20 protein-coding genes are annotated in these 24,671 nt (G+C 45.8%); 14 read left to right on the top strand and 6 right to left on the bottom strand.

Annotated features, from left to right (window positions below):
* Positions 1-23: 23 nt before the first annotated feature.
* The 4 genes from QUB63_RS08135 to QUB63_RS08120 all read left to right on the top strand — a co-directional run bounded on the left by QUB63_RS08135 (position 24) and on the right by QUB63_RS08120 (position 3,842).
* The gene (locus QUB63_RS08135; RefSeq protein WP_332944360.1) at positions 24-338 is read left to right on the top strand and encodes a YkvA family protein; all 315 of its coding nucleotides are present in this window, start codon (positions 24-26) and stop codon (positions 336-338) included.
* Between the two features lie 458 nt (positions 339-796).
* Positions 797-1,840 (top strand): UDP-3-O-(3-hydroxymyristoyl)glucosamine N-acyltransferase, encoded by a 1,044-nt coding sequence (gene lpxD, locus QUB63_RS08130; RefSeq protein WP_332944358.1) that lies wholly within the window; start codon positions 797-799, stop codon positions 1,838-1,840.
* Between the two features lie 338 nt (positions 1,841-2,178).
* Positions 2,179-2,610 carry an AbrB family transcriptional regulator gene (locus QUB63_RS08125; protein WP_332944357.1) on the top strand — a complete coding sequence of 144 codons (432 nt, stop codon included), beginning with the start codon at positions 2,179-2,181 and terminating at the stop codon, positions 2,608-2,610.
* 362 nt (positions 2,611-2,972) lie between these two features.
* Positions 2,973-3,842: a CPBP family intramembrane glutamic endopeptidase gene (locus QUB63_RS08120; protein WP_332944356.1), complete on the top strand. Its 870-nt coding sequence runs from the start codon at positions 2,973-2,975 to the stop codon at positions 3,840-3,842.
* 236 nt (positions 3,843-4,078) lie between these two features.
* On the opposite strand, the gene cbiE is transcribed toward QUB63_RS08120, so the two are convergent.
* From cbiE to QUB63_RS08105, 3 genes are all read right to left on the bottom strand, one after another.
* Positions 4,079-5,392 carry a precorrin-6y C5,15-methyltransferase (decarboxylating) subunit CbiE gene (cbiE, locus tag QUB63_RS08115; RefSeq protein WP_332944354.1) on the bottom strand — a complete coding sequence of 438 codons (1,314 nt, stop codon included), beginning with the start codon at positions 5,390-5,392 and terminating at the stop codon, positions 4,079-4,081.
* A 113-nt stretch (positions 5,393-5,505) separates the two neighbouring features.
* Entirely contained in the window at positions 5,506-9,027 is a 3,522-nt protein-coding gene (locus QUB63_RS08110; protein ID WP_332944352.1) for an AAA-like domain-containing protein, read from the bottom strand.
* 29 nt (positions 9,028-9,056) lie between these two features.
* Positions 9,057-10,400 carry an AAA-like domain-containing protein gene (locus QUB63_RS08105; protein ID WP_332944350.1) on the bottom strand — a complete coding sequence of 448 codons (1,344 nt, stop codon included), beginning with the start codon at positions 10,398-10,400 and terminating at the stop codon, positions 9,057-9,059.
* 466 nt (positions 10,401-10,866) lie between these two features.
* Here QUB63_RS08105 and QUB63_RS08100 point away from each other — a divergent pair, with 466 nt between their 5' ends.
* Together QUB63_RS08100 and QUB63_RS08095 are read left to right on the top strand one after the other, a co-directional pair.
* The gene (locus tag QUB63_RS08100) at positions 10,867-11,457 is read left to right on the top strand and encodes a C39 family peptidase (protein WP_332944348.1); all 591 of its coding nucleotides are present in this window, start codon (positions 10,867-10,869) and stop codon (positions 11,455-11,457) included.
* A gap of 220 nt (positions 11,458-11,677) precedes the next feature.
* Positions 11,678-12,556 carry a peptidoglycan-binding protein gene (locus tag QUB63_RS08095; RefSeq protein ID WP_332944347.1) on the top strand — a complete coding sequence of 293 codons (879 nt, stop codon included), beginning with the start codon at positions 11,678-11,680 and terminating at the stop codon, positions 12,554-12,556.
* A 519-nt stretch (positions 12,557-13,075) separates the two neighbouring features.
* Here QUB63_RS08095 and QUB63_RS08090 read toward each other — a convergent pair.
* Positions 13,076-13,465: a putative toxin-antitoxin system toxin component, PIN family gene (locus tag QUB63_RS08090; protein ID WP_332944345.1), complete on the bottom strand. Its 390-nt coding sequence runs from the start codon at positions 13,463-13,465 to the stop codon at positions 13,076-13,078.
* A gap of 10 nt (positions 13,466-13,475) precedes the next feature.
* Positions 13,476-13,691, bottom strand: coding sequence for a hypothetical protein (locus QUB63_RS08085; protein WP_332944344.1), 216 nt, complete (start codon positions 13,689-13,691; stop codon positions 13,476-13,478).
* A 1,132-nt stretch (positions 13,692-14,823) separates the two neighbouring features.
* On the opposite strand from QUB63_RS08085, the gene QUB63_RS08080 reads away from it, so the two are divergent.
* The 4 genes from QUB63_RS08080 (at position 14,824) to QUB63_RS08065 (ending at position 17,954) form a co-directional block, all read left to right on the top strand.
* Complete coding sequence (locus tag QUB63_RS08080; RefSeq protein ID WP_332944343.1) at positions 14,824-15,225, top strand: DUF6006 family protein; 402 nt, start codon at positions 14,824-14,826, stop codon at positions 15,223-15,225.
* Positions 15,226-15,430: 205 nt separating this feature from the next.
* On the top strand, positions 15,431-17,068 hold the full coding sequence (locus QUB63_RS08075) for a glycoside hydrolase family 44 protein (protein WP_332944342.1): 1,638 nt from the start codon (positions 15,431-15,433) through the stop codon (positions 17,066-17,068).
* Positions 17,069-17,201: 133 nt separating this feature from the next.
* Complete coding sequence (locus tag QUB63_RS08070; RefSeq protein WP_332944340.1) at positions 17,202-17,348, top strand: hypothetical protein; 147 nt, start codon at positions 17,202-17,204, stop codon at positions 17,346-17,348.
* A gap of 30 nt (positions 17,349-17,378) precedes the next feature.
* Positions 17,379-17,954 (top strand): hypothetical protein, encoded by a 576-nt coding sequence (locus QUB63_RS08065; protein WP_332944339.1) that lies wholly within the window; start codon positions 17,379-17,381, stop codon positions 17,952-17,954.
* Between the two features lie 245 nt (positions 17,955-18,199).
* Here QUB63_RS08065 and QUB63_RS08060 read toward each other — a convergent pair whose 3' ends face one another.
* A complete protein-coding gene (locus QUB63_RS08060; RefSeq protein ID WP_332944772.1) occupies positions 18,200-18,940 on the bottom strand; it encodes a DUF1868 domain-containing protein in 741 nt (246 codons plus the stop codon).
* A gap of 176 nt (positions 18,941-19,116) precedes the next feature.
* On the opposite strand from QUB63_RS08060, the gene holA reads away from it, so the two are divergent.
* The 4 genes from holA to QUB63_RS08040 all read left to right on the top strand — a co-directional run bounded on the left by holA (position 19,117) and on the right by QUB63_RS08040 (position 24,625).
* Positions 19,117-20,100: a DNA polymerase III subunit delta gene (holA, locus tag QUB63_RS08055; RefSeq protein WP_332944337.1), complete on the top strand. Its 984-nt coding sequence runs from the start codon at positions 19,117-19,119 to the stop codon at positions 20,098-20,100.
* Between the two features lie 234 nt (positions 20,101-20,334).
* Positions 20,335-21,399, top strand: coding sequence for a hypothetical protein (locus QUB63_RS08050; protein WP_332944335.1), 1,065 nt, complete (start codon positions 20,335-20,337; stop codon positions 21,397-21,399).
* Between the two features lie 599 nt (positions 21,400-21,998).
* Positions 21,999-23,732 (top strand): VWA domain-containing protein, encoded by a 1,734-nt coding sequence (locus QUB63_RS08045; RefSeq protein WP_332944334.1) that lies wholly within the window; start codon positions 21,999-22,001, stop codon positions 23,730-23,732.
* A gap of 173 nt (positions 23,733-23,905) precedes the next feature.
* Positions 23,906-24,625, top strand: coding sequence for a hypothetical protein (locus QUB63_RS08040; RefSeq protein ID WP_332944333.1), 720 nt, complete (start codon positions 23,906-23,908; stop codon positions 24,623-24,625).
* Positions 24,626-24,671 lie beyond the last annotated feature (46 nt).

Here is a 24,671-nt window from a genome sequence, read left to right as displayed (position 1 = left end):
AAATATAACGAGAGGACAACCCCATGAACTTTTCTATACAATCTGTTTACAACTGGTACCGCGACACGCTCCGCAACCCCAAGTACCGCTGGTGGATTATTCTGGGAACACTGGCATATCTGGCAAGCCCGATCGACATTGCCCCAGACTTTCTCCCCGTCGTCGGACAAATTGACGATGTGGCGATCGCAGTATTGCTGATTTCGGAAGTATCCCAAATGGCGATCGACCATTTTAAATCCCGCCAAACAGAGACAGCATCAGCATCAGAAGCAACGGGCACCTATTCAGAAGGTACAGCCCGCACTGTTGATGTAGAAGCATCCTCTGTGCAATAGTTGCCAAAAATAACTGAATACTTTACAGCTTTTTGAGAGTGAGTGGGAGCAGAAGACATCGGCTCCCTTTTGCATGGGCGCTGCTAAACTCATGCGCGGGCGATCGAACCCATAAATTTTAACAAATACTTGCCTCCAAATTTCCAGAGCGCGTCTGTTCAGACTGCCGAGTAGGGTTGGGGGCTTTTGAATGCGGAAAAACCTGTTCGCAGTCAGGACTTCAGTCCTTTCCAGGTTCGCAGCATCGGACTGAAGTCCTTTCCAGGTTCGCAGCATCGGACTTCAGTCCTTCCGAGGTTCGCAGCATCGGACTTCAGTCCTTCCGAGGTTCGCAGCATCCGACTTCAGTCCTCATAAGTTTTAGGCAATAAAGGAGGACTAAAGTCCGAACGATCGAACAATCGAACATGATATGATTTTCACCTTGAGGAATAGGTGTTAACAGCAAATTTTTATTTATGCAGTTTAGCGACATAGTAGAAAAACTTAATTTAGCCAGCGGTCACAGCCTAATGGCCTCAAGCGGTGTCGATCGAGAAATTACAGGCCCCGCCCCAGTCGATGAAGCCGCATCCGGTACGATCAGCTACATAGAAGGAGCTAAATTTGCCGATCGTGCAGCCACCACAAACGCTTCGGCTTTAATTTTACCCTTAGACGAAAGCCTGCAAGCTCAATGCAGCGATCGCAACATCGCTTGGATTGCAGCAGCCGATCCCCGATTGCTATTTGCTCAAACGATCGCCCTTTTCTATCAACCATTTCGCCCAGCATCCGAAATTCATCCTTCAGCCACAGTTCACCCCGAAGCCGAAATCGGTGAAAATGTCAGTATCGGCCCCCACAGCGTTATTCAAGCCAAAGTCAAAATTGGCAATAACGTTTGCATTCACCCCAATGTCGTCATTTACCCAGATGCGGTAATTGGCGAAAATACAGTTTTACACGCTAACTGTGTGATTCACGAACGTGCTCGCATCGGGGCAAATTGCGTCATTCACAGCGGTGCGGCGATCGGGAGCGAAGGTTTTGGGTTCGTGCCGACAGCCACAGGATGGGTGAAAATGGAGCAGTCTGGATGCACTGTATTGGAAGAGGGCGTTGAGGTGGGCTGCAACAGCACGATCGACAGGCCCGCTGTCGGAGAAACCCGCATCGGCCAAAATACAAAAATCGACAATTTAGTACACGTAGGTCACGGCTGTCAAATCGGGAAAAATTGCGCTTTTGCCGCCCACGTCGGCTTAGCGGGCGGAGTACAAATTGGCAACAATGTAATTTTGGCCGGTCAAGTGGGAATTGCCAATCAAGCTAAAATCGGAGATGGGGCGATCGCCACAGCCAAAGCCGGAATTCACAGCGACGTGCCCGCAGGTGCGATCGTGACGGGGGTGCCAGCCATTCCCCACAAACTATTTCTCAAAGCTGCTGCTGTTTACAACCGCCTCCCAGAAATGTACCAGTCCCTGAGACAAATTCAGCGCCGGATCGATCGCCCTTGAAGGAAGTTCGGCCCACGAGCTGTCTACGGGATTTAACGGATTAACGGATTTAACGGATGGATGTTCACAGCAGAGGTTCGAGGGAAGTTCGGCAACGAACAATGTACGGAATTTAACGGATGTTGAGGTTCGAGGTTCGAGGGAATAAGTCGGAGGGAAGCAGCTAGAAAGCACAAGCCCGAAGGCTTAATTATCAAAGATTTTATGTTTGTGTAGTTTTGCTAAAAAAGATTTTTAATCAAACGCATAAGTTTAAGTATATCATTTTGATAATGCTAGAAATCGGCACAAAAGCCTATTTGCAAATCGCAGGTATTCCCAGATAACTTCTCAAGATAATGATAGAAACTGCCACAGCTCCACTTACAGGAAAAGCCCTGCTTCAAAAACTCAAAGAAGTCGCTCACTTGCCCCGGCGAGAAACCGCCAAGCACTGCGGCTACTACTCGACTACAAAAAACGATCGCACCCGGGTTAATCTCACAGGTTTTTACAACGCTGTGCTGGCCGCCAAGGGTATTCCCTTAAGTTCAGAAGGCAAAAAAGACGGGCGGGGTAGAGAAGCCGCTTATCATGTAAGCATCCACAAAAACGGTCAAATTGTGATCGGTACGGCTTACACTGAATCGATGGGATTAACACCCGGAGATCAGTTTGAAATTAAGTTGGGCTACAAGCACATTCACCTGATTCAGGTAGAGGGCGATCGCAGTCAGGAGCCCAATAAGAGCTCAAGCGAGGAAGACCAAGCCGGTAATGCCGACGAATAATGCTTTAAGACCACAAAGGTGAAGATAAATTAAGAATTTAGATCGAATTCGGTTAATTGTGGATCTTGCACCGCTCGCACTGCGGTATAATTCCGATTTAACCGGATTTGACATTATAGCATTTCCTGTCAATTACTAGAAAAAAAAGTTTGATCGTTCGGACTTTACTCAAGCGTAATGGATGCGGACTCGCATTCCGAACGATCAAACCTATTTTATTGTGTGGTTCTAGCTAACATGATTTTATTAGTCAATATCCGATCGCCAAAGCAAAAATATTCGCCAGAAACAGGGTGGAACCGCGTAAGTCCTATTACCCATACATCGCCGCACTCTCGAATAGTTGTGAGACAATCGCTTAAATGTGGAACACCCTGAATAATTTGCGACTGCTGTCGCCATCAATACCAGCAATTGTCAAAGTAATTGTTTTTTTCTCAACTTGGGCTTGTTTGTGGTTGCCCGTAGCAATTATACTGGCGATCGCCCTAAAATGGCGTCCGCCTCAACCATTAGGCAACAAAAAACTGCCTTTACTCGCTTCCCTATACTTAATTGTTCCCTTAATTTTGTGGGCGACAACTTGGATCGAAGGCGCAGATGAGGCAGATTGGGGTTGGTATTGGCAACCCGCAACTTTCATATCCTCGCTGCTGGGATTAACATTAGCAATAGTCAGCTTAGCAGTTTTGTTCGGCGTGCAATTAACCGCCGGTTGGATAGAACTGCAAAACACCAAAGTTCAAACCGAAACAGGCGAAACAATCATTAATCCTTGGGCTTCAATCCTAAAACCTTCAACTCTGCTGACTCTGTTATTAGCAGTGTGGATTAGCGCCACAGAAGAGCTAATCTTTCGCGGCTGTTTGCAAAATCTACTCCAGCAAGATTACTCAATATTAACCGCAGGTGCGATAGCCAGTTTCATTTTCGCGATCGCCCACCTAATTTGGGCCGCCAAAGAAACTCTACCGCAACTGCCAGGCTTGTGGCTGATGGGGATGGTTTTAACATTAGCCCGCATCGCCGACAATGGAAGCTTAGGATTGGCGATCGGACTCCACGCCGGGTGGATTTGGGGTATAACTACCGTAGATACAGAAGGAGTAATTAATCAAACCAACAAAGTACCGGAATGGATTACAGGAATAGCAGCAAAACCCCTAGCCGGTGCAGCCGGAATTCTGCTACTGCTAGCAACAGCAGCCGTACTTTTGTTAATGTGTAAATAGGACTTAGGCTAAGAAACCCGGCTTCTTAGAAAATATTGGTTTGCTAACGATAAATCTCGGAAGAAACCGGGTTTCTGATGATTAGTGCACAACTCCTAGTAATTCTCTTCCTCTCTGCCTCTGCGTTCTCTGCGCCCTCTGCGGTAAAAAAAAGATTAGATTCAATAAAGCGGGAACAAAAACTACAACCAAAACATAGATAACACAGCCATTAATCTGCGGTTAAAAATCAGACATTAATTCAAGTGTCGATCGATCGTCACAATCGAAATTGGATTCAGCGCATCAAAACGAGTCAAACTACCCGCAGACACAGAACGCGACAACTGCACCTGCACAATTCGGTAACTCCAGTGCGGTTCCCGGCGCACCCGATCGCCAATCCAGCTCAAAACAGTAGCAATATCCTCAAAAACATCCAAAGCCAGCACGATCGAGCCTCCAGCGAGCAGCCGCAGCGCGCAAACGCCCAAAATTTTAGTCAACCCTCCACCGCTGCCGCCGATAAAAATCCGGTGCGGCGGACGCAAGCGGTGCAAGATGTCCGGGGCAGTTCCGTGAATCGAAAACACATTTTGCAAGTCAAAACGGCGACAATTGAATTCGATCGCAGAAGTACCCGAAACCGTTTGTTCGATCGCGTATACTTCGGACTGCGGGAATAAACGAGCAATCTCGATCGACACAGAACCGTTACCAGCACCCACATCCCAGACAACTTGTTCCGGTTGCAAAGCCAATTGTGCCAGCACCAACACCCGCACCTCCCGTTCCACCGTCAAACCAGGCCTGTCGCCGCAACCGATAAAAGCTGCATCGGGAATGCCCAACAAAGGCAACTTTCCCAAATCCAAAGCTTCTGTCGGCGGGGACACGCGCAGCATCACCACCACGCTCAAAACTGCAAAAGACTCTCCCACCAAAGCTTCCAGAGAACGGAGACCCACTTTCTCCTCAGCAGAACCCAAATTTTCGCAAACCCAAAACTGGTAGCGCGCGGGCAAATCTAGAGCTTGTACCAAACTTGCTATAGCCGCCGGAGTGCGAATTGCGTCCGCAAGTACCGCAATTTTCTCAACACCCAGCTTGAGTTTAGCCGTCAGTTCCTCAAAAAAACGTCCCTGAGAGCCTACAAAATGAGCATCTTGCCAAGGGATGTGCAAGCGGTTAAAGGCCAACTGCACGCAGCTTACATGGGGGTGAAAAGTCAATGTATCCGGCGGCAGTTGGGAAATTAGCAACTTTCCCCAGCCGTGGAACAGCGGGTCGCCCGCTACTAAAATTACAATGAGCTGAGGCGTGGGGGTGGAGGGGGGCGAAAAAGTCTCTGCATCTGGCTCTAAATTCGCATCTGCAGCCAACCAACGCCTAATTTCCAGAATTGCTTCGGTTAAATCTTCCAACGCCCAGCGCTCGCAGGATTGCTGCGGAAAATAGCTCAAATGCCGATCGCTCCCGACGAGCAGAGCGGCCCTTTCTACAACCTGCCGCGCCGACTCACTCAGCCCAGCAGCTCCATCTAAACCGATACCAACAACGTGTATTATCACTTTTTTAGCTAAAACCAAAAAGTCAGAATTACTAATTTTTTGTCAATAATCCTAATTATGGATTGAAAGCAACTGCCCAGCGATCGTTTGCGTTTGGACGGTAGGATCGCCCTTTATGGGGTGCGATCGCAAATCTGCCGATCGCCCGCCTCCACCCCAACATTATGCTTGAGATAATCCTTTATCCAGTCGCATCCCCGCGCGATTAACTGCTCAAAATCTAGGATTTCAGCATTCCAGAACTCAACCTCCGCATCATCACTCACCGAAACCAGAGTTTTGCCATCTGGACTGAAGCTAACGTTCCAGAAAGGATAGCCGCGCCCTTGAATTGTTTGCAGTTGTTGCCCTGTCTCGATATTCCAAAGCCGAATTCTGCCCTCATCACTGGTAGAGGCAAGGATTTTACCGTCAGGACTGAAGCTGAGTCCTGTTATACCAGCAGAATGTCCGATGAATGTTTTCAATTCATGACCCTCTAGCGTCCAAAGTTTAATTGTTCTGTCATGACTTGCCGAAGCAATAGTTTTGCCATCGGGACTAAATCGGACGCGCACAACATAATTGCCCTGTCCGTGAAACGTTTTCAAGAGTTGTCCCTGAAGGTTCCAAAGTTCGATCGTACCATCGTGATGACCGGAGGCAAGAAACTTACCATCGCGACTGAAACTCACACTCCAAACTTTACCTGCATTTGCCCTAAGCGTTTTTACTTCTGCATTGCCAATCTGCCACAGTTTGATGGTGCCATCGTAACTGGCAGTTGCCAAAATTTGCCCATCAGGACTAAAACTCACATCAGTAACTGCTTTGCTGTGTCCGTTGAAGGTTTTTAGGAGTTGCCCTTGAAGGTTCCAAAGTTTGATAGTTTTGTCGTAACTGGCAGCCGCGATCGCCGCACCATCTGGACTAAAACAGAGACTCCAGATGCGGTTCCATTCTTCATTACTCTTAGCATTAATTGCGGCTAGCGCTTTCCCCTGCCAATTCCACAGTCGAATTGTCCGATCGTCTCCGGCTGTGGCAATGATTTTGTCATTGGGACTAACGCTCACACTCCATAGAGAATCGGTATGTCCATGTAAGGTCTGATGATTTTGATTAATCAGTCTCCATAACCTGACCGTATCATCCCCTCCAGCAGTGGCAATAGACTGACCGTCTGGGCTAAAACTAACTGCAAAAACTTCAGTGTGGTGCCCTTTGAACGTTTTGAGTTCTCTTCCCTCTAGATTCCACAATTTGACAGTCGCATCGGCACTTGTCGAAGCAATGGTTTGACCGTCAGGACTGAAACGCACCCCAATGGCAGAATTATTATGTTTGCCGATCGTCCTAATTTCTTTTCCTTCTAAATTCCACAATTTGACCCGTGTATCTCCACCGGCCGTAGCAATGAACTGACCATTTGGACTAAAACTGACTCCATAAATCGCTTGCGGACTTTCCTGGAAATTTTTGATTTCTCGCCCATCCATACTCCAAAGTTTCACGGTTCCCCCTAAATCTGCGGAGACAATCTTTTGACCGTCAGGACTGCAACTGAGGCTCCAAACATCATACTTGTGTCCTGTGAGAGTTTTAACTTCTTGTCCGTCGATTTGCCAAAGTTTGACTGTACGATTCGCACCAGATGCAACAATTACTTGACCGTCAGGACTGAAACAAAGGTCAGCCATAAAACTCTCTTCATCGCCACCAGGAAAGGTCATCAATTCTTTGCCATCCACAGTCCATAGCTTGACCTTTTTGTCGGCACTGATGGCTGCAATCTGTTTACCATCCGGGCTAAACTTCACACTTCTAAAAAGTTGATTTTGTCCTGACAGCCGTTGGAGTTGTCGTCCATCCACACTCCATAACCTAACTGTATTATCTTCACTGACAGTCGCCAGGGTTTTACCATCTGGACTAAAGTCTACGCTTCTGACTTTATCGTTGTGTCCTTCTAAACGATTGCGTTCGCTAATTTGGAACATGACTCGCTGCAATGCCAATTGGACGGACGATCGAGTTTGAGTATCTGCCCGAGGTGCTGCGTTCAATTGAGTAGCGGCTTTCAGGGCGGCGAGTAAAGCATCCAGTTCTTGATTAGCATTCAATGAGGCTGTGGAAGCTAGACTGAAGGATTTTATCCTTTCCAGTTGTGCCGTTCGGAGCATTTCTATAGCTAATAATCCTGCTGCGATCGCACTCAACACAGCCACAATCAGGATGACATTCCCAACTCGGATGCGTCGCTTTGCTTTGCCGTTTGCTTGTTGCAGGACTTGATTAGCATCCGACAAAACTTCATTAGCCTCTGCCAGGATTCTAGAAGCTTCAGCTTCTGTCTCAAGTTTTTGTTGCAAATCGCGTTGTTCTAAGGCTCGACTTGCTGACAAAAAGTGATAATCTTCGTCGCTGAGGCTTTTATCCTCTGCCCATTCCAGGGATTGCCGCAATACCTGTCCCCGCAACAGCCATGATTCTTCTTGTCCGTTGGCTGCCAGCCAACCTGATAAAGCAGTGGCATAAAAATCAGGACGGAGGCTAGTAGATTCTTGTTGAACCCAAGCCATATTAAACACAACCGCATTTATGCGGTTATAAACGCGGAGCATACCCTGATGTTTGACCACCAATCCTGACAATTGCAACTCCAGTCGATCGGGACTGTCTTCTACAGGAATTGCGTTGAATTGTAATATCTGCTGATACAGCCCCAGCAGCCGACCTCTACGCTGTCCGCTACCTCGAATGCGATCGCGAATTGTCCTCAGATGCGGTGGAGTATCCTGAGATTCCCAATTTTCAACAATATATTGTTGAACTAATTGTTCGATGTTTGGTTCTCGGTTCTGAGTTTTCTCTGCTACCAACTTACACAACTTTTGAGTGAGAAAAGGTTGCCCGCCCGTCCAATCTAAAATTTCTTGTAAAACGGCTGTTGGATTCTCTACTTTTCCGACTAATCCCTGAGTTAATGGTGATTTAGCTTCTGCTAGCTTAAATCCTGTCAGATCGATCGATCGACCAATATTAAAGGGAGTTTTTTGCTTATCAACCATCAAGTCGCATGGTGTGGCAACTCCCAACAGACAAAAGGTCAAGCGATTATAGATGGGATTGTGCGATCGTTGCTCGTAGCAAGCACGAATTAAAGCAAATAGATCGTCGGTTGAAAAATTTAAGCTCTTAACGTTATCAATTTCTTCTAAAAAAATACAGACTCTCGGACTAGCAACTTTTACCAATAGAACATCTTCAATAAACAGGCTGAGTTGTTGGATTGCAGAAAGTTCCGCTTGTTCGTTTCTCCAAGTCTTTAGATCGAACGTTCCTGAAAGTTTGAAAACTCTAACCAATTCCACGACTAAACCTTTATACCATTGGTCAGCCGTTACCTGCTTTGACCCCAATTTCGTCACATCTACTGCCGCGCAAGCAATTTTTTTCGCCTCAAGCAGTTGCATAGTTCGTGCTTTTAAGCTCGACTTCCCCATCTGTCGAGAGTTAAACACGTAACAGAATTCACCCGCTTCTAATGCAGCCAAAAGTTCTCGATCGGCCTGCCGCGTTACATAACAGAGTGCATTTGGCGGTAAGCTTCCTCCAACTTTATATTCATAATTTTCGTTGTAGGTTGTATTCATTATTTTATTCGTATTATAAGATTCAATCCTCAAACAAGATTGGTGCTGAAATACTGACGATATAGCTCGCAACTCGGTGTTACTTGGTTGCCATTAAGATGCACGATTCCCATGCTATCCAACTGATAGACAGTTACGGATTCTAACTGAATAGGGCTTTGTGCAGTCACGACCTGTTTCAAGGCGAATGCTAATTCTGGTTGCTGTTTTAAATTGCCTAAGCAACACCGCAAATGGTCGCTATAAACTCCAGCATGGGTTGGAGCATCTTGCAGCAATTGCTGAAGTGTCATATCCTGACGAGCAAGGTGATACAGGGCCAGTCGAATCAGATAAGGATGCCCTCCAATCATCGCCGTTAACGGTTGGGTCGTTTCAACAGTCCAAGTTAAGCCATGTAACTGAGCTAGCGTCTGGACTTGCTGTTGATTAAATGGCGGCAATCTCAGGGGTAGCCCAACATTAAATGGAGATTGATGGATATTTAAGGAGATATATACTTCTGTTGAGTGAGCGATGACTAATCGAAGTTTTCGCCAACTTTCTTGGAGTGTGGCTTCTTCATGCCATTCTCGCAGCAAAGCTAAAAAATCTTCAGCAATATCGGGATAGTTAAAAACAGTATCAATTTCGTCTAAGCTGAGGACTAAATCCGTCTCTAACTGTTCTAATAAATGGCTTTCAAAGTATCCAGTACAGCTTACCTTACTACCAATTTCTTCATCCCAGTAGTCATCAAGCTTTGGTTCTAGGTTCAGTTGTCGGCTCACATTCAAACAAAACCATCGTAAAAATTTATTTAAGCTTGTAAAGACTGTTTTTTCAGCTTTTCGCAGGTTCATGCGAACAACTTGATAATTTTGTTGAGTCGCATAAGCCAACACTCGATTGAGTAAGGAGGTTTTCCCCATTTTTCTAGGTCCTCTGATGCGAATCAGAGAACCGGGCTTCAAAATCTCCTTGTAACAGTCGGACTCGATCGGAGGACGTTCGACATAAAAAGGAGAATCCAGTCCTAAAGGTCCTTCTGGAAATTCTAGGGCGATCGCACAATTCGATGTTGGTGTTGATGAAGTTTTAGCAGCAGTCTGGTTTTGCCATGCCCTCTTGAGTGCCTGTCGGAAGTTCTTCTTTGTTACTTCTTCGCCTAATGCTGCTGACAGTTTTTTCCACAAGCGATATCCCACGTCTCCACTGATGTAGTTCTCAGTCAGAAATAACTGTTCGGCAATCTTTCCATAACTTTTACCTTCCCACGCGCCTCGAAGCACCTCGTTCTCAACATCACTGAGGTGTCTTCCAGTATGTTTTAATACCAGTGTATTAACCAGGTTTTGGGTTTGTTCCCAAGACAGTTCTGTTTCAGCATTCATGGCTTAGATTAGCAAGATGAATACCTTTAGTTATATCACGAATTAACGGGCGAATCAATTGGGTTGCTGCACCTGACTTTTCCAGACTTTTTGCTTTAAATGTAATTGGCAATCCTGAACTTTTCCTGTTTTTTGTCTATTTATTTATCAATATATCGATCGCAAACTCCAGAAGTTTCCCAGTTATCATATCGAGTTGCGATCGGCAAATATATAAACATGAAGCGCGAAAACAGACCTAATCAATTTAGTTATTAACTTTAAGTTAGCACTCATCTAACGCTTCTACATGACCAATGTACGAGATTAGCAAATCAACGTATTGAGTCACACTGAACATTTGAAGCGTGCATTTACTGACAAAATCTATTTTGTAGAAATCCTAGTATGAAAGTCAGCTAGCGCCATTTCTAGCACCAATTTGAAGTCAAATCAATCGTTTACAAAACTTACATTGAGGTAAATTATGGCAGTCAATCATAAGGTTCCGTATTTCAGTCAAGAAGATAACGAAATTCAACCTTGGCGCACTTGCGGTGCTACAAGTGCCGCAATGTGTTTGAAATACTTTCAAGTTGCAGATTTAGGTCCCTTTGCACAGTACGAAGATGATGTTAAAAAACGTTTCGATCGGCTGGGAATAGATCACGGTTCTCCCGATGGCATCAAAAGAGTGTTAGAGGGTTTAGGGTTGAGAGATAACTTGACATTGACGGGAAGTCTTTCAGACATCACTCGCTCTCTCGATTCTGGCGAGATCTGTATATTGCATGGTTTTTGGACAAATTCGGGTCACATTCTAGTTATTCGCGGTTACAACAACAACGGTGACTTTTTTGTGAACGATCCAGCCGGAGAATGGTTCTACTCAGGCTATCGGAAAAATTCCCCATTTTCACCAGATAACAAGGGCGAAAATAAGATATACAGTCGTAAATTGATATCCGCCGCTAGCAATGCTTTTGGTTTGCGTCAAGCTTTATCTTTTTATGACACTTGGGACAGCAGCAAGATCGAATCTACTGCAACAATGTGGCTGCATCGAATTTCTAAATAGCTCTGAATAATCCTGGGTTTGCAATCGATTTAACGTCCGGTTAATTACCAATAAAAAAGTTGGTAGTGAGGACTTTAGTCCTAATTTCGCCCAAATATGCAAGCAAGGAATGAAGTTTTTACTACAAACACATAGGGGGTTATATAACCGGACAATATCTGACATTCTGCTTCCAGGGTGAGTCTACAGAAAGTCATTATTACTACTTGGAGGTCTGAATATGGCAATTGAAAAAGTTGAGTTACAAATCAATGACGGGATTATTGATACCCCTCACCTGATTGATGATGTCGAAATCCTGCAAAGGCGCTTGAAAGATTGGGGATTATTACCAAAAGATGCCAAAATTGACGGACTTTTTGGGTCTGTTACTAAGGCAGCAGTGGAGCAATTTCAACGGATGCGCCCCGCCGAGCGCAGCAAATTTGTCCCAGGTGGATTAAAGGTAACAGGCAAAGTCGATCGTAATACTTGGGCTGAGTTGCTGAAGGTGAAACCCGAAGCAATAACAATAGTTAGTCGCACACCCAAGATTTGGGATATGCCCGGTGGTTTCTCTAGCGTTGATAATATTTTAGATATTGCTCAATGCCCATCGGAAATTCGCCCCTTTGCTAAAAAAAATTTGCCTTTAGTTCTCAATCAATGTCTGGATAATGGCGTCATCGATCGCGGGCAAATTGCCTATGTTTTCGCAACCGCCGAACATGAATCCCATTTTGGACGCTTCATGATGGAATTAGCTGATGGGTGGGATTATGAAGATCGCGATGATTTAGGGAATACTGAACCGGGCGATGGTCCTCGTTTCAAAGGCCGAGGTTTTGTCCAAATTACAGGTCGTCGCAACTATCGAATCTGGAGTGAAAAACTCGGAATTAATTTGATCGATCGTCCAGAAAAAGCTGCTCTCCCTGCAATTGCTGCCCTGATTCTAGTTCGGGGAATGCGCGACGGTAGTTTTACGGGTGTAGGTTTGAGCGATTTCATTGCGGGCGATAGTCGCGATTTCTTCAACGCCAGGACAATAGTGAATGGACGGGACAAAGCCGATCTCATCGCGCAGTTTGCTGAGTATTATTTCAAAGCGATTGCCTAAAATTCAAACAATTTGTAGTCATTTTAGGAGGTTAATCACATGATACTAAATCCCGGCTATTCATCCTGTTGATGATGCGGTATGGTGCGTCGCTAATGTATAGTTGCGAATAGCCAAGATTGTCGTAGCGACGCACCTTACTTTTACTGATTGTTATTTCAAATTTGAGTTCTTTAAAGTTTTTAAACATATGTCTTTAATTATTGTGGAACAGGCATCTTGCCTGTTCTTAACAGCCTTTTTGGGAGATGTCTAATAGACATCTTCCATAATTATTGTGGAACAGGCATCCTGCGACGCAAGGAAACCCAACATCAAAAATCGATGGTTTTGTTGGATTTTGCTCTCGTCTCAATCCAACCTACAATGTTGATGAGTAAGCTCACCTCCATGAATTCTAGTCTGCGTCCAGGGGTAAACCGATTTGAGGTTTACAGTCCACAAAAGTCAATGAATCAGGATCTAGAAAGTCAGCTAGCGCCATTTCTAGCACCAAAGTGTCAAACGGTATAGTCTGAACTACAATGCTAGAAATTCCGATACAGATAGGATGGCAATATTTTGAAATGGATTTAAGACAAGTAAATCTCGATCGCCAGTGACAATGTAATCGGCATTTCCCTTCACAGCAAGTTCCAGAAATTTATCGTCTTTAGGATCGCGACAGACTGAAAAGGATTGAATAATTTCTACAGTTTCCACGACTGCGATTAGATAGTTGAGAAAGTCAGTCCGCGAAGCTTTTGAGAGATAGCGATCGAACTTTGGACGGTTGAAGATGTCCTGAAGCTCAGGAAGTGTAGCTGTAGACATCATAATTTGTCCAGTTGTCATTGCCTTGTCAAAGGCTTGACGGGGAGAAGAGTTCTTAAACAGTGCAGCACTCAAGATAACGTTAGAGTCAAGCACAATTCTGATTTTATTCATCAAGGATAGATTGCAAAATCTCTGGTGTTAGCCCATTAGCTTCAGCTTCATCACTCAGTTTATCCATTGTGTTTTGCAACGTACTGATTTTTAGAGCCTGTCGCATCCATTGATTAATCAAAGTTTGAATTTTTTGCTGCTGTTCGGGTTGTGATACCTGGAAAGCGGCGGCGATGTCTGGATCGATTTGAATCGTAATCGTTGTCATAGTTAGTTTTTCAAGAAAATTTGGATTGGCAACAAACACCAATTCCTCTAGCAGGAAGGCTTGCGGGGAGAGAATTTTGGGCGTTTTGAGTGTCTGTCATAAACTCATTGTAAGTCCTCCGATGACGGGATGGGTAAACTTGCACGATAGGTTATATCATGTCCGGGAGATCGACCTGAATTAAGGATTGAGAGGGGGGAGGGGGAGAGGGGGAGAGGGGGAGAGGGGGAGAGGAGAGGGAAAGTTAATTATGGTAATCGACCGGACATGATATTACAAGATCGTCGCTCTTCCTTCTTGAATGGTGCGATCGCTTCGATTTTACCCCAATCGCGTAGCTTCACCTGAATTTTCCAGAACTTTGACGCGCGATCGCACTTGCTATCCCGAACTTTTCCGATTGCCAATGTAACCATTACCTGAATTTAGCGATCGTAAAATCCAGAACTATACCAGTTATCATCCGAGTTGCGATCGGTCAATATATAAACATGAAGCGAGAAATGAAAGCCCGATCTAGTTGAGCGATCGGCATCCTGACGCTTCTTGTTCGGGATGGTACGACTTGGATCGTATCTGATTTTTATTAAGTAGGAGATATTGCAATGATTACCTTTTACGACAACCAGGCACTTTTCGATGCTAACAGCACCACAAACACTATTGAGCTTAAGAGTAAAGAGGAAAATTATCAATCGAACAAAGCGGACTGTATAAATGATGAGAAAACCCGCCCCTTTCAGACTGATGTAAATCAGAGAATTCAACGGGTTCAAGAGAATTATTTTCTAGAGCGCCGAAGTTTCTTGTAAGGGGAAGCATATCAATCAGAGTTCCAAAATTTAAGGTGCATATCAAAAATCAATTCATTAACTGTCCGGTTAACTTAAGCGTTGAGTTGAAGAATCTCAGGGAACACAGATGGCCGACCCATAACTGCCTAAGTTCTCATACCGTATAAAACATCTACCCGACACTTTATGGAGCAATCAACAGGGCAGCATAGAACTTTGCTTCTCTGCCTGTTTACCCATAATCAAGTTTCTAAAAAATCTGGTGCAGACTGCTGAGTAATAAATAAAGAGTCAAAAGAGAGGTTCCCAACATGAGGAATAATTCCATGACGACTATAATGCAACGTTCACTAATTACGATATCCTGCGGCATTGCTTTATCCTTTGCCGTTTCCGGTGCGACCATCGCTAGCCAAGTCGTCGGCTGGTGGGGAGGCAATTGGAATTGCAATATTGACGGACGATCGGCCCGCATGAGATGGAATGTGGTTGATGATAGCCAAACCACCTGTAACGGTGACACCTGTAGCACCAGTTCTGGTGTGCGCTGGCAGGGCAGCTTTTCCGACAATGGATCGCGCTGGGTGCCGCTGACAAATCCACGCCAGGCCAATCGAGGCGGATTGTACTTCCGCCATGCTGATGGCAATCAATGGTATTTGCCCAAACCCACAGGCAATAGAACCACGGGTTGGACGACGTGGAACGGTAAGCGATATCCGCTTTCATGCTGGAAATAAATAGTACAGTCTCGTTTCTTTCCTTCGCTTTCTATAAAGCAAGAAATGAGGTTAGGTCAAACCTTCAAACATTTAGTGCGATCGCTGATAGCTGTACCTGAATTTGCCAGAACTTTGAATAGCGATCGCACTTGCCACCCGAACTTTTCCGATTGCCAATCTAACATTATCTGAATTAATTAAATGTTTAACAGGAGAAACACCCGTGTCTAATCAACTTTCTCGCCGTCAACTTAGTATCTTTCCTGCGGAGGCTAGGCATACCATCAGCCCACTAATCTACGGTATTAATGTTTTTGAAATGAATGATACCGATTTTGCCGCATTAATCCAAGCCATCAAGCCATCAATTGTGCGTTGGGGTGGCAATGCAACAACTCGCTACAATTGGGAGAATGATTTTTACAATACTGGCAATGACTACTATTATGAAAATGTCGCCTCCGATAACCCGGATCGCTCAGAACTTCCCAATAATTCTGCTGCCGATCGCTTTGTACAGCGCAACCGTGCTGCCGGAATAGAATCATTAATTACCGTTCCACTCATTGGCTGGGTTGCTAAAGCAAAAACTGACCCAAACCCATTAGCTCATCCCTTTAACTGCGGTTTTAAGGTCAGTAAATATGGCGAGCAAAAACAAACCGACCCCTACGATCGCGATTGCGGCAATGGGATTCGCCTAGACGATGATGCTTCATTAATTACTGGCAATGACCCAACAGATACTAGCATTGCAGTGGGTACTGATTTTGTAAACCGTTGGGTGAGCCATTTGGTTGGGCGGTTTGGCAACGCCTTGGCTGGTGGCGTTAGTTTCTATGCACTCGATAATGAACCAGGGATTTGGTTTGAAACCCACCGCGATGTTTTCCCTGGCTATTTAAGTTACGAAGAATTACTCAAGCGTAATATCGATTACGCTGCTGCTATTCGCCAAGCCGATCTTAATGCTCAAATTTTAGGACCTGTACAGGACGGATGGACGCGCTACTTCTATTCATCATATAACTCCTACCCAGATGCAACTGCTCAAGCCGATCGGGATGAACACAATGGTGAGGCATTTGTGGCTTGGTATCTAGCTCAACTTTATGCTTGGGATCGGCAGAATGGTCAGCGTACCATTGACTATTTTGACCTGCATTATTATCCACAGGCCGATGGTATTGCACTTTCACCTGCTGGCGATAATACAACCCAGGCACTTCGACTTCGGAGTACCCGTTCCCTCTGGGATGCAAGTTATGTCGATGAAAGCTGGATTGAGGATACAGAAGATGACAACACTGCGGTGCAACTGATTCCTCGGATGCGTGCTTGGGTTAATCAACACTATCCCGGTCTAAAGTTAGCCATTTCCGAGTATAACTGGGGTGCTATTAATGATATAAATGGAGCCTTGGCTCAAGCCGATGTCTTGGGGATTTTTGGGCGTGAGGATGTAGGGTTAGCAACCTTTTGGGCAGCGTTAACTGCCGACCAACCAGTAGCGTTTGCTTTTCGTATGTACCAAAATTATGACGGTCAAGGAAGCAAGTTTGGTGATATTAGTATTGCAGCTACTAGCGACGATCGGGAGCAGCTTGCAATTTATGCCGCCCAACGCAGTAGCGATGATGCCCTCACCCTAATGATCGTTAACAAATCTGATACCGCACTCTCAGCCCAGATCGATCTCGGTGGCTTTGTAGGAGGACAATATGCCCAACACTACTGTTATAGTGCTACCAATCTCAATTTAATTGAAAAACAGGCCGATCTGCCTATCAGTAACGGCGCGATCGATCGTGCATTTGAAGCAAAATCAATCAATCTATTGGTTGTCGCTGGTTCTAGATAGCGTTCGACCAAATCGAGTTTATACACTCAAAGTCCAAGGTTGCAACTCACACAGGTTTGGTAGATCGACTCGCCCTGCCTATTCGCTGCAAGATTTAGATAATTTTCTCGCCAAATGCAAGGAGAGCCAGATCGTGCCGATCCTGGGGTTGTGGGACTTCACCTGTCAGTCCGATGCCACAATGCTCAACACTCAGTTAATTCCTTGGTGGACTTCCGAACCTGTCTTGGCTGTATTGAAAAAACATCAGCAATATCTGATTGTTAATCCTGCTAACTAATTGGGTGTCTATCGTTGGGCGAACAATTCTGTGGAAGCATTGGAGGCGTATAAAACCTCATATAAGAATGCAATTGCCAGCATTCGACAACACTTGCAACTCCCGATCGCGATTGATGCGCCTGATTGCGGTACTTCGATCGAAGTTTTCGCCAAGATAGGTCGGGAATTAGTCGATAGCGATCCAAATCGCAATCTTTTGTTTAGCGGACACGCTTATTGGGCTGGTTATGATGGAATGTCGCATCTTAATGCAGTAATCGAAGCCAATTTACCGATCGTCTTTGGTGAAATTGCCAATAAGCAAGATGAATCGATCGCGGGGAAAACCGCATACTGCTATTACGATATCGATGGCCGTAAGGAAAATCATCCACCCCAGAATGATTTTACTTATCAAGCACTTTTGACGGTGCTAAAAGAGCAGGAAATTGGTTGGCTGGCTTGGTGTTGGTGGAAGGATGGTTGCGCTCGGAGGGAAATGACTCAGGACGGGAATTTCTCAGGTCTTACGCCCTACGGCGACGATCTGGTAAACAATCCTGTCTACGGCTTGAAGGCGACTGCCCAGCGATCGACTGCTTTTGGGGTACGATCGATTAATTAGCTCGACCAAAGTTTTCCAGCAATTTTGTTCGAGAGTCGATCGAGGTCAGTATGGGCTTGGGGAGATGATTCTGACAACTTTGACGTTCGGGTTGCTTTATTGTTTGCTACCGTTACTGCAAATTGGGCAAAAAATACGGTTTTTAGGTAATACAACATATCTTGTTATCGAGCAGTATTAGGCATTTGGCAGAATATTTGATATTTCTTCTGCCAAATGCCTCATACTCGATCTTGACGATCGGCTCAAAACTCAAAAACAGGCCAATCTGGTTGCCGCACGTAGCTAGTCATGTCGTCAAACTTCCGCAGTTCGGCTCGGTGCACGCACAGATCCTGGGGCGTGTCGAGCCATTGGTCGTTTAACTCAGACATGAGCGCGCACAAACGATCGCGGTCAAGGTTCGGCCCGGTGTCCCCAAAATAAGCCAGAGTAATGTGTGCGGTAAAATGATATTGCTGTTCTATTCCCAAGGCAATTAAATCGGGATTTTGATAGATCGATCGGCGAAACTCCAGAATTTGCTTGTAAGAGTTTTCGTCCGTCGGTGCCAAACACACGCCTACTGCTCTAGTCATCACCATCAACCCCAGCACAGTCCAGCGAATCCCAGGGTCGCCCGCTAGGGGTTTGCAGGCGGCAAAACGCTCTTTCATGCGATCGCGCAGTTGTCCCTCAAATTCGGGATTTTTCTCAGAGGCGTCTCGAAAAGCACTGCTCCAAATCAAATCAGCCACAGTTAAATGGAAGCTATCAGGAGGCAGTGCCACCAGCGCACCGTCCGCGATTTCCTGCAATAGCCGTTTTTGGACAGAGTTTAAATTACTATAAAGTGCAGTATTGTCTGCATCTTCCCCCGCAGGTGGCGTAATCACCGAATAACCCGGAAAAGGCACAGGATTTCTGTGACCTGCTTCATCAGGCTTAAATTTTGGAGATTCCTGAATGTGTTCCACCTGGGACTTGTAGGAGTCCAGCAGCGTCATTCGCGCCACCCGATTTACGTAAGCTTGATAAGTATCATCCAATCTTGATTTCCTCGCGGTGAAATACTCCCACACCAAATTTTATATTATGGTGCGGGCTTCCAACATTCCGATTCAGGATATGTTGGACTTGGGGATCGTGCAACGCCTGATTTTTTGGCTACTGAGCGTTAAATATGCAAATTTACCTTTTCTGGGGGGAAGACGACTTTGCGATCGCGCAAGCAGTCACAAGTTTGCGCTCCTCAGTCCTCGACCCCAACTGGGCTAGTTTTAACTATGACAAAATTATTGCCGATCGACCTGACGCTGTGGTCGAAGGACTCGATCGAGCCTTAACGCCGCCCTTCGGTAGCGGCAGCCGTTTTGTCTGGCTGGCAAATACGACTGTAACGCAGCAGTGCTCTCCAGAACTCTTGGCCCATTTAGAACGGACGCTGCCGGTAATTCCCCCTACCACGGTGTTGCTGCTGACATCCGTCAAAAAACCCGACAGCCGGCTCAAATCTACCAAGTTACTCGCCAAGTCCGCCGCCGAAGAATTTCGAGAATTTTCACCGATTCCGCCTTGGAATGACAAAGAATTAGCCCAGCGGGTGCGCCAAGTTGCCGCCGAAATGAATGTTAAATTGACCGCCACCGCGATCGAACTTTTGGCCGAATCCATCGGTAGCGATACCCGCCAGCTATACAGCGAACTCGAAAAATTGCTGCTGTTTGCCGGCAACCGCAGCCAACCTATCAACCCCGATGAAGTCGCCGCCCTAGTGCACTGTCACGCCCAGAATACCTTCCAGCTAGCCGATGCGATTCGCGAGGGCAATACCTCCTCTGCTTTGGAGTTATTGGCGGGCTTAACGGCCCGCAGCGAGCCTGGTTTGAGGATTGTGGCGGGCTTGACTGGTAAGTTTCGGATTTGGCTGTGGGTGAAGGCGATGATCCAAGCGGGCGATCGGGATGATAAAATTGCTCGAGATCTAGACCTCGGCAATCCGAAACGAGTATACTATTTTCGCCAAGAAGTCAAGAACGCCAGCTTAGAAAAACTGCAAAAAAGTTTGCCTTTGCTGCTAGAGTTAGAAGCTTCTTTAAAGCGGGGTCGGGAAGAAGTCTCAACCCTGCAAACTAAAGTTATAGAACTTTCTAGCTTGTTTCGCTGAGCTCGGACAGCCCAGCAGGAGCGGGGCGTGACTGTAAATTTTTACAACAAATTTCGCGATCGGATATATCCTTGATGTCCGATCGCGCGCAAAAAGCTCAATAGCTACGAGAAATACTCTCAGAATGCCACAGTAGAAGTTAATGTGGTAAATAAATATTGTCCGCCGCCGAACGCCGATCGATTAATATTATTTGCCGGCTCTCCACCCCCCCCAAAAAAAAGAGCGCTACCCATGACACAACAGAACCTGCGGGAACTTCTGAAGCAGGGCGATCCAAAAGCGATCGCATCTAGCATCAACCGTACACTCAAACCCAAAGGCATCAACGCCGATGTGACGCGGGACGACGGCTGCCTCCACATCATTCTGGAGTCAGACAAAGTACCGAGTCAAATGGCATTGGTCGATTTCATCCGCAGCGGGATGACGAATTTGGGAGTCGAATCAATTCACACTGTCAAGGTTTACGGGCGTCGAAGAGGTGACGGCTCGCCTGCGTGGGAAGATGAAATAGAGCTGATGCCTGCGGAGCCAATGCTTTACGCCTCCGAGAGCGGAATGCCTGACGACTCTGTAGGTTTAGATGATGACGAGCCCGGAGGCGAAGACTATTATCAAGAGGGAGAATTCGATCGAGACAACGACGAGGAAGACGAAGACGAAGACGAAGACCAAGATATCGCCCCGCCTCCGAAAAAAAAATTCCCCAAATGGGCAATACCTGTGGGTATCTTAGTGCCTCTCGGGGCGATCGCAGGGCTTTACTTGACTGGAAATTTCCCCGGGGGCGGCTCCAACCCAGAACCCAGCGCCCCCGAAGCTGCTTCCCCCTCTCCCAAAAAAGCCACCTCTCCCGCGCCTCAAGCCACATCTCCATCTCCCAGCGCATCTGGGGCCGCCCCCCAGGCAGCCTCTCCTGCACCAAAAGCTGCTCCCAGTGCTGCTGCTGTACCCGCAAGCCCACCTCCAAAATCTCCAGCACCAAAAGCTGCTTCTCCTGCACCAAAAGCTGCTTCTCCTGCCCCCAAGGCAGCATCTCCTGCACCAAAAGCCGCCGCGCCTAAGCCTGACTCTTGGAGGGAAGCCGTTAACAACGCTCAGAAGGCAGCAATTTTGGCCCAGACGGCTCAGTCTCAAAATGAGTGGATTGCAGTAGCAAGCGAGTGGCAGAAAGCAGTTGGGCTTATGAGAGCAGTGCCGTCAACTAGCCCGAACTATCAAAAGGCTCAGCAAAAAGCGGCAGAGTATCAGGCCAATCTGATTGTTGCCAACCGCAGGGCGGCGGCCGCGCCTTAAAAGTTTTGAGTTTTCAGTTTTGAGTTGAATACTCGATGTATAAAAAGTCAAAAGTAAAAAGTCAAAAGTAAAAAATCTTGTTTTTACTGAAAGCTTTATTACTTTTGACTTTTTTCAATTTTACTAAGGAATGGCAATTTAATAACTTAAGCGACTTGCTTTACTTGTTACCAGGAAGAGCCTGGTAACGCAGATCCGGAGGAAGAGCCTCCTTTTACGAACCAGCTTATAGGAGAAAGGACTGTAGGAGCTGTTTAAGTTATTAAATTTTAATTCCTCAAAAATCCGCGCTAGATCGGAATTATCAATTCTCGATCTAGCCTTTATGAAAAAGATAAGGCACGAATTTTGACAGGGAAATCTGAATCGTACAGCATTTCAGCGTACCTGATTGACCTGAAAACCGCTCTATGACTTTTATGACTTAAAGTTGTGACTTTTATGAACTAAATTCATGACTTTTATGAATAGATTTTAACACCAACTTATTGAATAATGTTAGGTAATATATCTCGCCCGCAGCCGCACGACCCAAATTGTGAGGCAAAAGCTTGACTGATAACTTATTAAATATTCCTTCGACAATACCGGATCGCTTTATGAATCGCCAAAATACTAAATTCATTCCCAGCCTTAGCGCCACTCTAACACTCTTGTTTCTCGGTGCTTGTGGCGTTAACACAAACGACACCGCTAACACTTCCAAGACTCAGCAGAACTTTCAAGGATTGACCGTTAAACTTCTAGTGGGCAGCGCTTTGGGAGACTTTTGCCAACAAGCAGCCCAAAAATTCAATCAACAGCAACCCAAACTCGACAGCGGCACTGCTTACCAAATGAGCTGCTCGGAAAAAGGCAGCGGAGACGTAGTAACAACAGTTGTTTCCCTAGCCCAACAGCTCAAATCGGGTACTTTGCCTGCCGATTCTCCAGAATTTCCGACTATAGTTTCCGTAGATGGCGAAATTTATCAAGCTCAGTTGATTTACGAAATGAATCAACTATTCCCCGGGCAAAAATATATTCCAGAAATCACCGATGCTCCCCTGTTGGCAAATAGCCCTATGGTGTTTATGGCACCTGCAGATATTGCTAAAGGATTGAAAAATGTTGACGATTTATTTAAGGCTTTAGTAACTGCAAAAACTCACCGAGACTTAGACAAATCTGGCCCGCCAACAGCCATTCACTACGTCCACACTGCTCCCACTCGCTCTAATTCTGGCTTGCAGACTTTGACTGCTCAATTTGCCGAGGTTTCTGGCAAAAGGCCCGAACAGCTAACAGTAGCGGATGTCAGCACTTATCAAACTCAGGTGCAACAAATTCAAAATAAAATTACCCGCTACGGCGTTTCAACAAGTTCTCTGGCGAAGGCGATGGCGCAAAATGGGCCCTTTTGGGCATCTATAGGATCGGTTTATGAATCTTCCGTGATTGCCGTCAATTCGGGTCTACAACCCGGTCAAACTCGATTTGAGGCGGTTTATCCCAAATCAACGTTTACCTCGAATATGAGGGCAATTTTGCCGAATGCGCCTTGGGTGAGTGCCGAGGAAAAGGCGGCGGGACAAAAGGTAATTGAGTATTTGCGATCGACCGAAATTCAGCAATTAGCTACTAACTTAGGATTGCGGCCCGGAATACCCGGAGTTGCTTTGGGCCCGAAGTTTACGGCTGAGTTTGGAGTTAATCCCAAAGCAAGTTACGATTCCTATCGTCCTCCTAAACCGCAAGTTGTGGAGGCTATGCTGAAGTCTTGGCAGGAATTTGCTAAAAAGCCTTCTTTGGTAGTAGTAGTAGTTGATTCATCAGGTTCGATGCAGGGGCAGAAAATCACTGCCGTTCAGAATACTTTGCAGACTTATATTAATAGTTTAGGCCCAAAAGACAAACTAGCGCTAATTGATTTTGACAGTCAAATTCGTCCGCCTGTACTCATAGATGGGAGCAAACAGGGGCGGGATAAAGGTTTAGAATTTGTTAGCGGCCTCAAAGCTGACGGAGGTACTAAACTTTACGACGCAACGCTTGGAGCCCGCAACTGGCTCCAACAAAATCTGCGCCCAGATGCAATCAACGCTGTTTTGATTTTGACAGATGGAGAAGATTCTGGTTCTACTATTAAGCTGGAACAACTTTCGGAAGAATTGAAAAAAACTGGCTTTTCTACTGACCAGCGAATTGGATTTTTTACCGTCGGCTACGGTAAAGAAGGTGAATTTAATCCTCAAGCTTTGGAGCAAATAGCTAAATTAAATGGAGGTTACTATAAAAAAGGAGACCCGGAAACTATTTCTAAGTTGATGGCTGATTTGCAGGTGGAATTTTAAGCATAAGAAGGAAGTTCGGCAACGAGCAATGTACGGGATTTAACGGATGTAATAGATAGGACTTCGGCAACGGATTTAACGGAGGTAACAGATGTAAGGAAGAAGTAAAATTCAATGAAATCAATTGTTTCAGGAATTGAAAATGTTCTCATCACCCAGAAGGTTGCTATATTATGAAACTAGCAAATCCATTGTATTACCCTGTAGCCGTATTGTCTGGCGGAGTTGTCTTATTCGCTGGCGTGCGTTTTTTAAACTTGCCTAGCGCCTTAATGTTGCCAGTTTCAGCGGCTGTTGCGGTGGCGGGCGCGGCTACGTTGAAGTCTCGCGAACCTGAAGTTTTGAATTTGAATAATCCAGGGTTGGAGAGAGAATTGCAGTCTGTACGCCAGCAGGCTAGAGTGTTAGCAGATAAGGCTATTTCTTTGCAAGTGGAAGCTGGAAAGCTTTTGATTGATTCTTTGGATATGGAATTGTTGGTGGCGGTTCAATATAGTTGCGATCGCGCTGCCGAACTTCCTATTAAACTCGATGAAATGGTGCTGCGTTTGCAGGGAGATGATTCTTTGCTTTCTCCCCAAGAATTGCAGCGACAATTAGACGAAGTTCAAGCTAAAATTTCCCGCAGCAGCGGCGCCGCCAAGACACAGTTAATTGAACTGTCTAAAAGTCTTTGTCGCAATATCCAACTTGCGCGCCAAGGAGAGGATGCCCGACAGGCGCAAATCATCAGTCTTTCAACTGTTATTCAAGATTCGGCAGGAGTATTGCAACAGTTGCAAAATAAGTTAAGAACTTCGGATTTAACTAATTCCGAACAAACTAGAGAATTGCGCGAATTGAGTGAAAATTTCCGCAGTTTTCAAGAAAGTGTGGATTTACTGGTTTCTTAAAGAAGAAGTCAGCAGTCATTAGTGAGCAGTCAGCAGTCCTGCCGTC

Origin of the sequence: Microcoleus sp. ARI1-B5, from assembly GCF_036705795.1 — a bacterium.
In the GTDB taxonomy this organism is placed as follows: Bacteria; Cyanobacteriota; Cyanobacteriia; order Cyanobacteriales; family Microcoleaceae; genus Microcoleus.
Note: the sequence above shows the minus strand (reverse complement) of the source record. Positions and strands in the feature narration are given on the sequence as shown.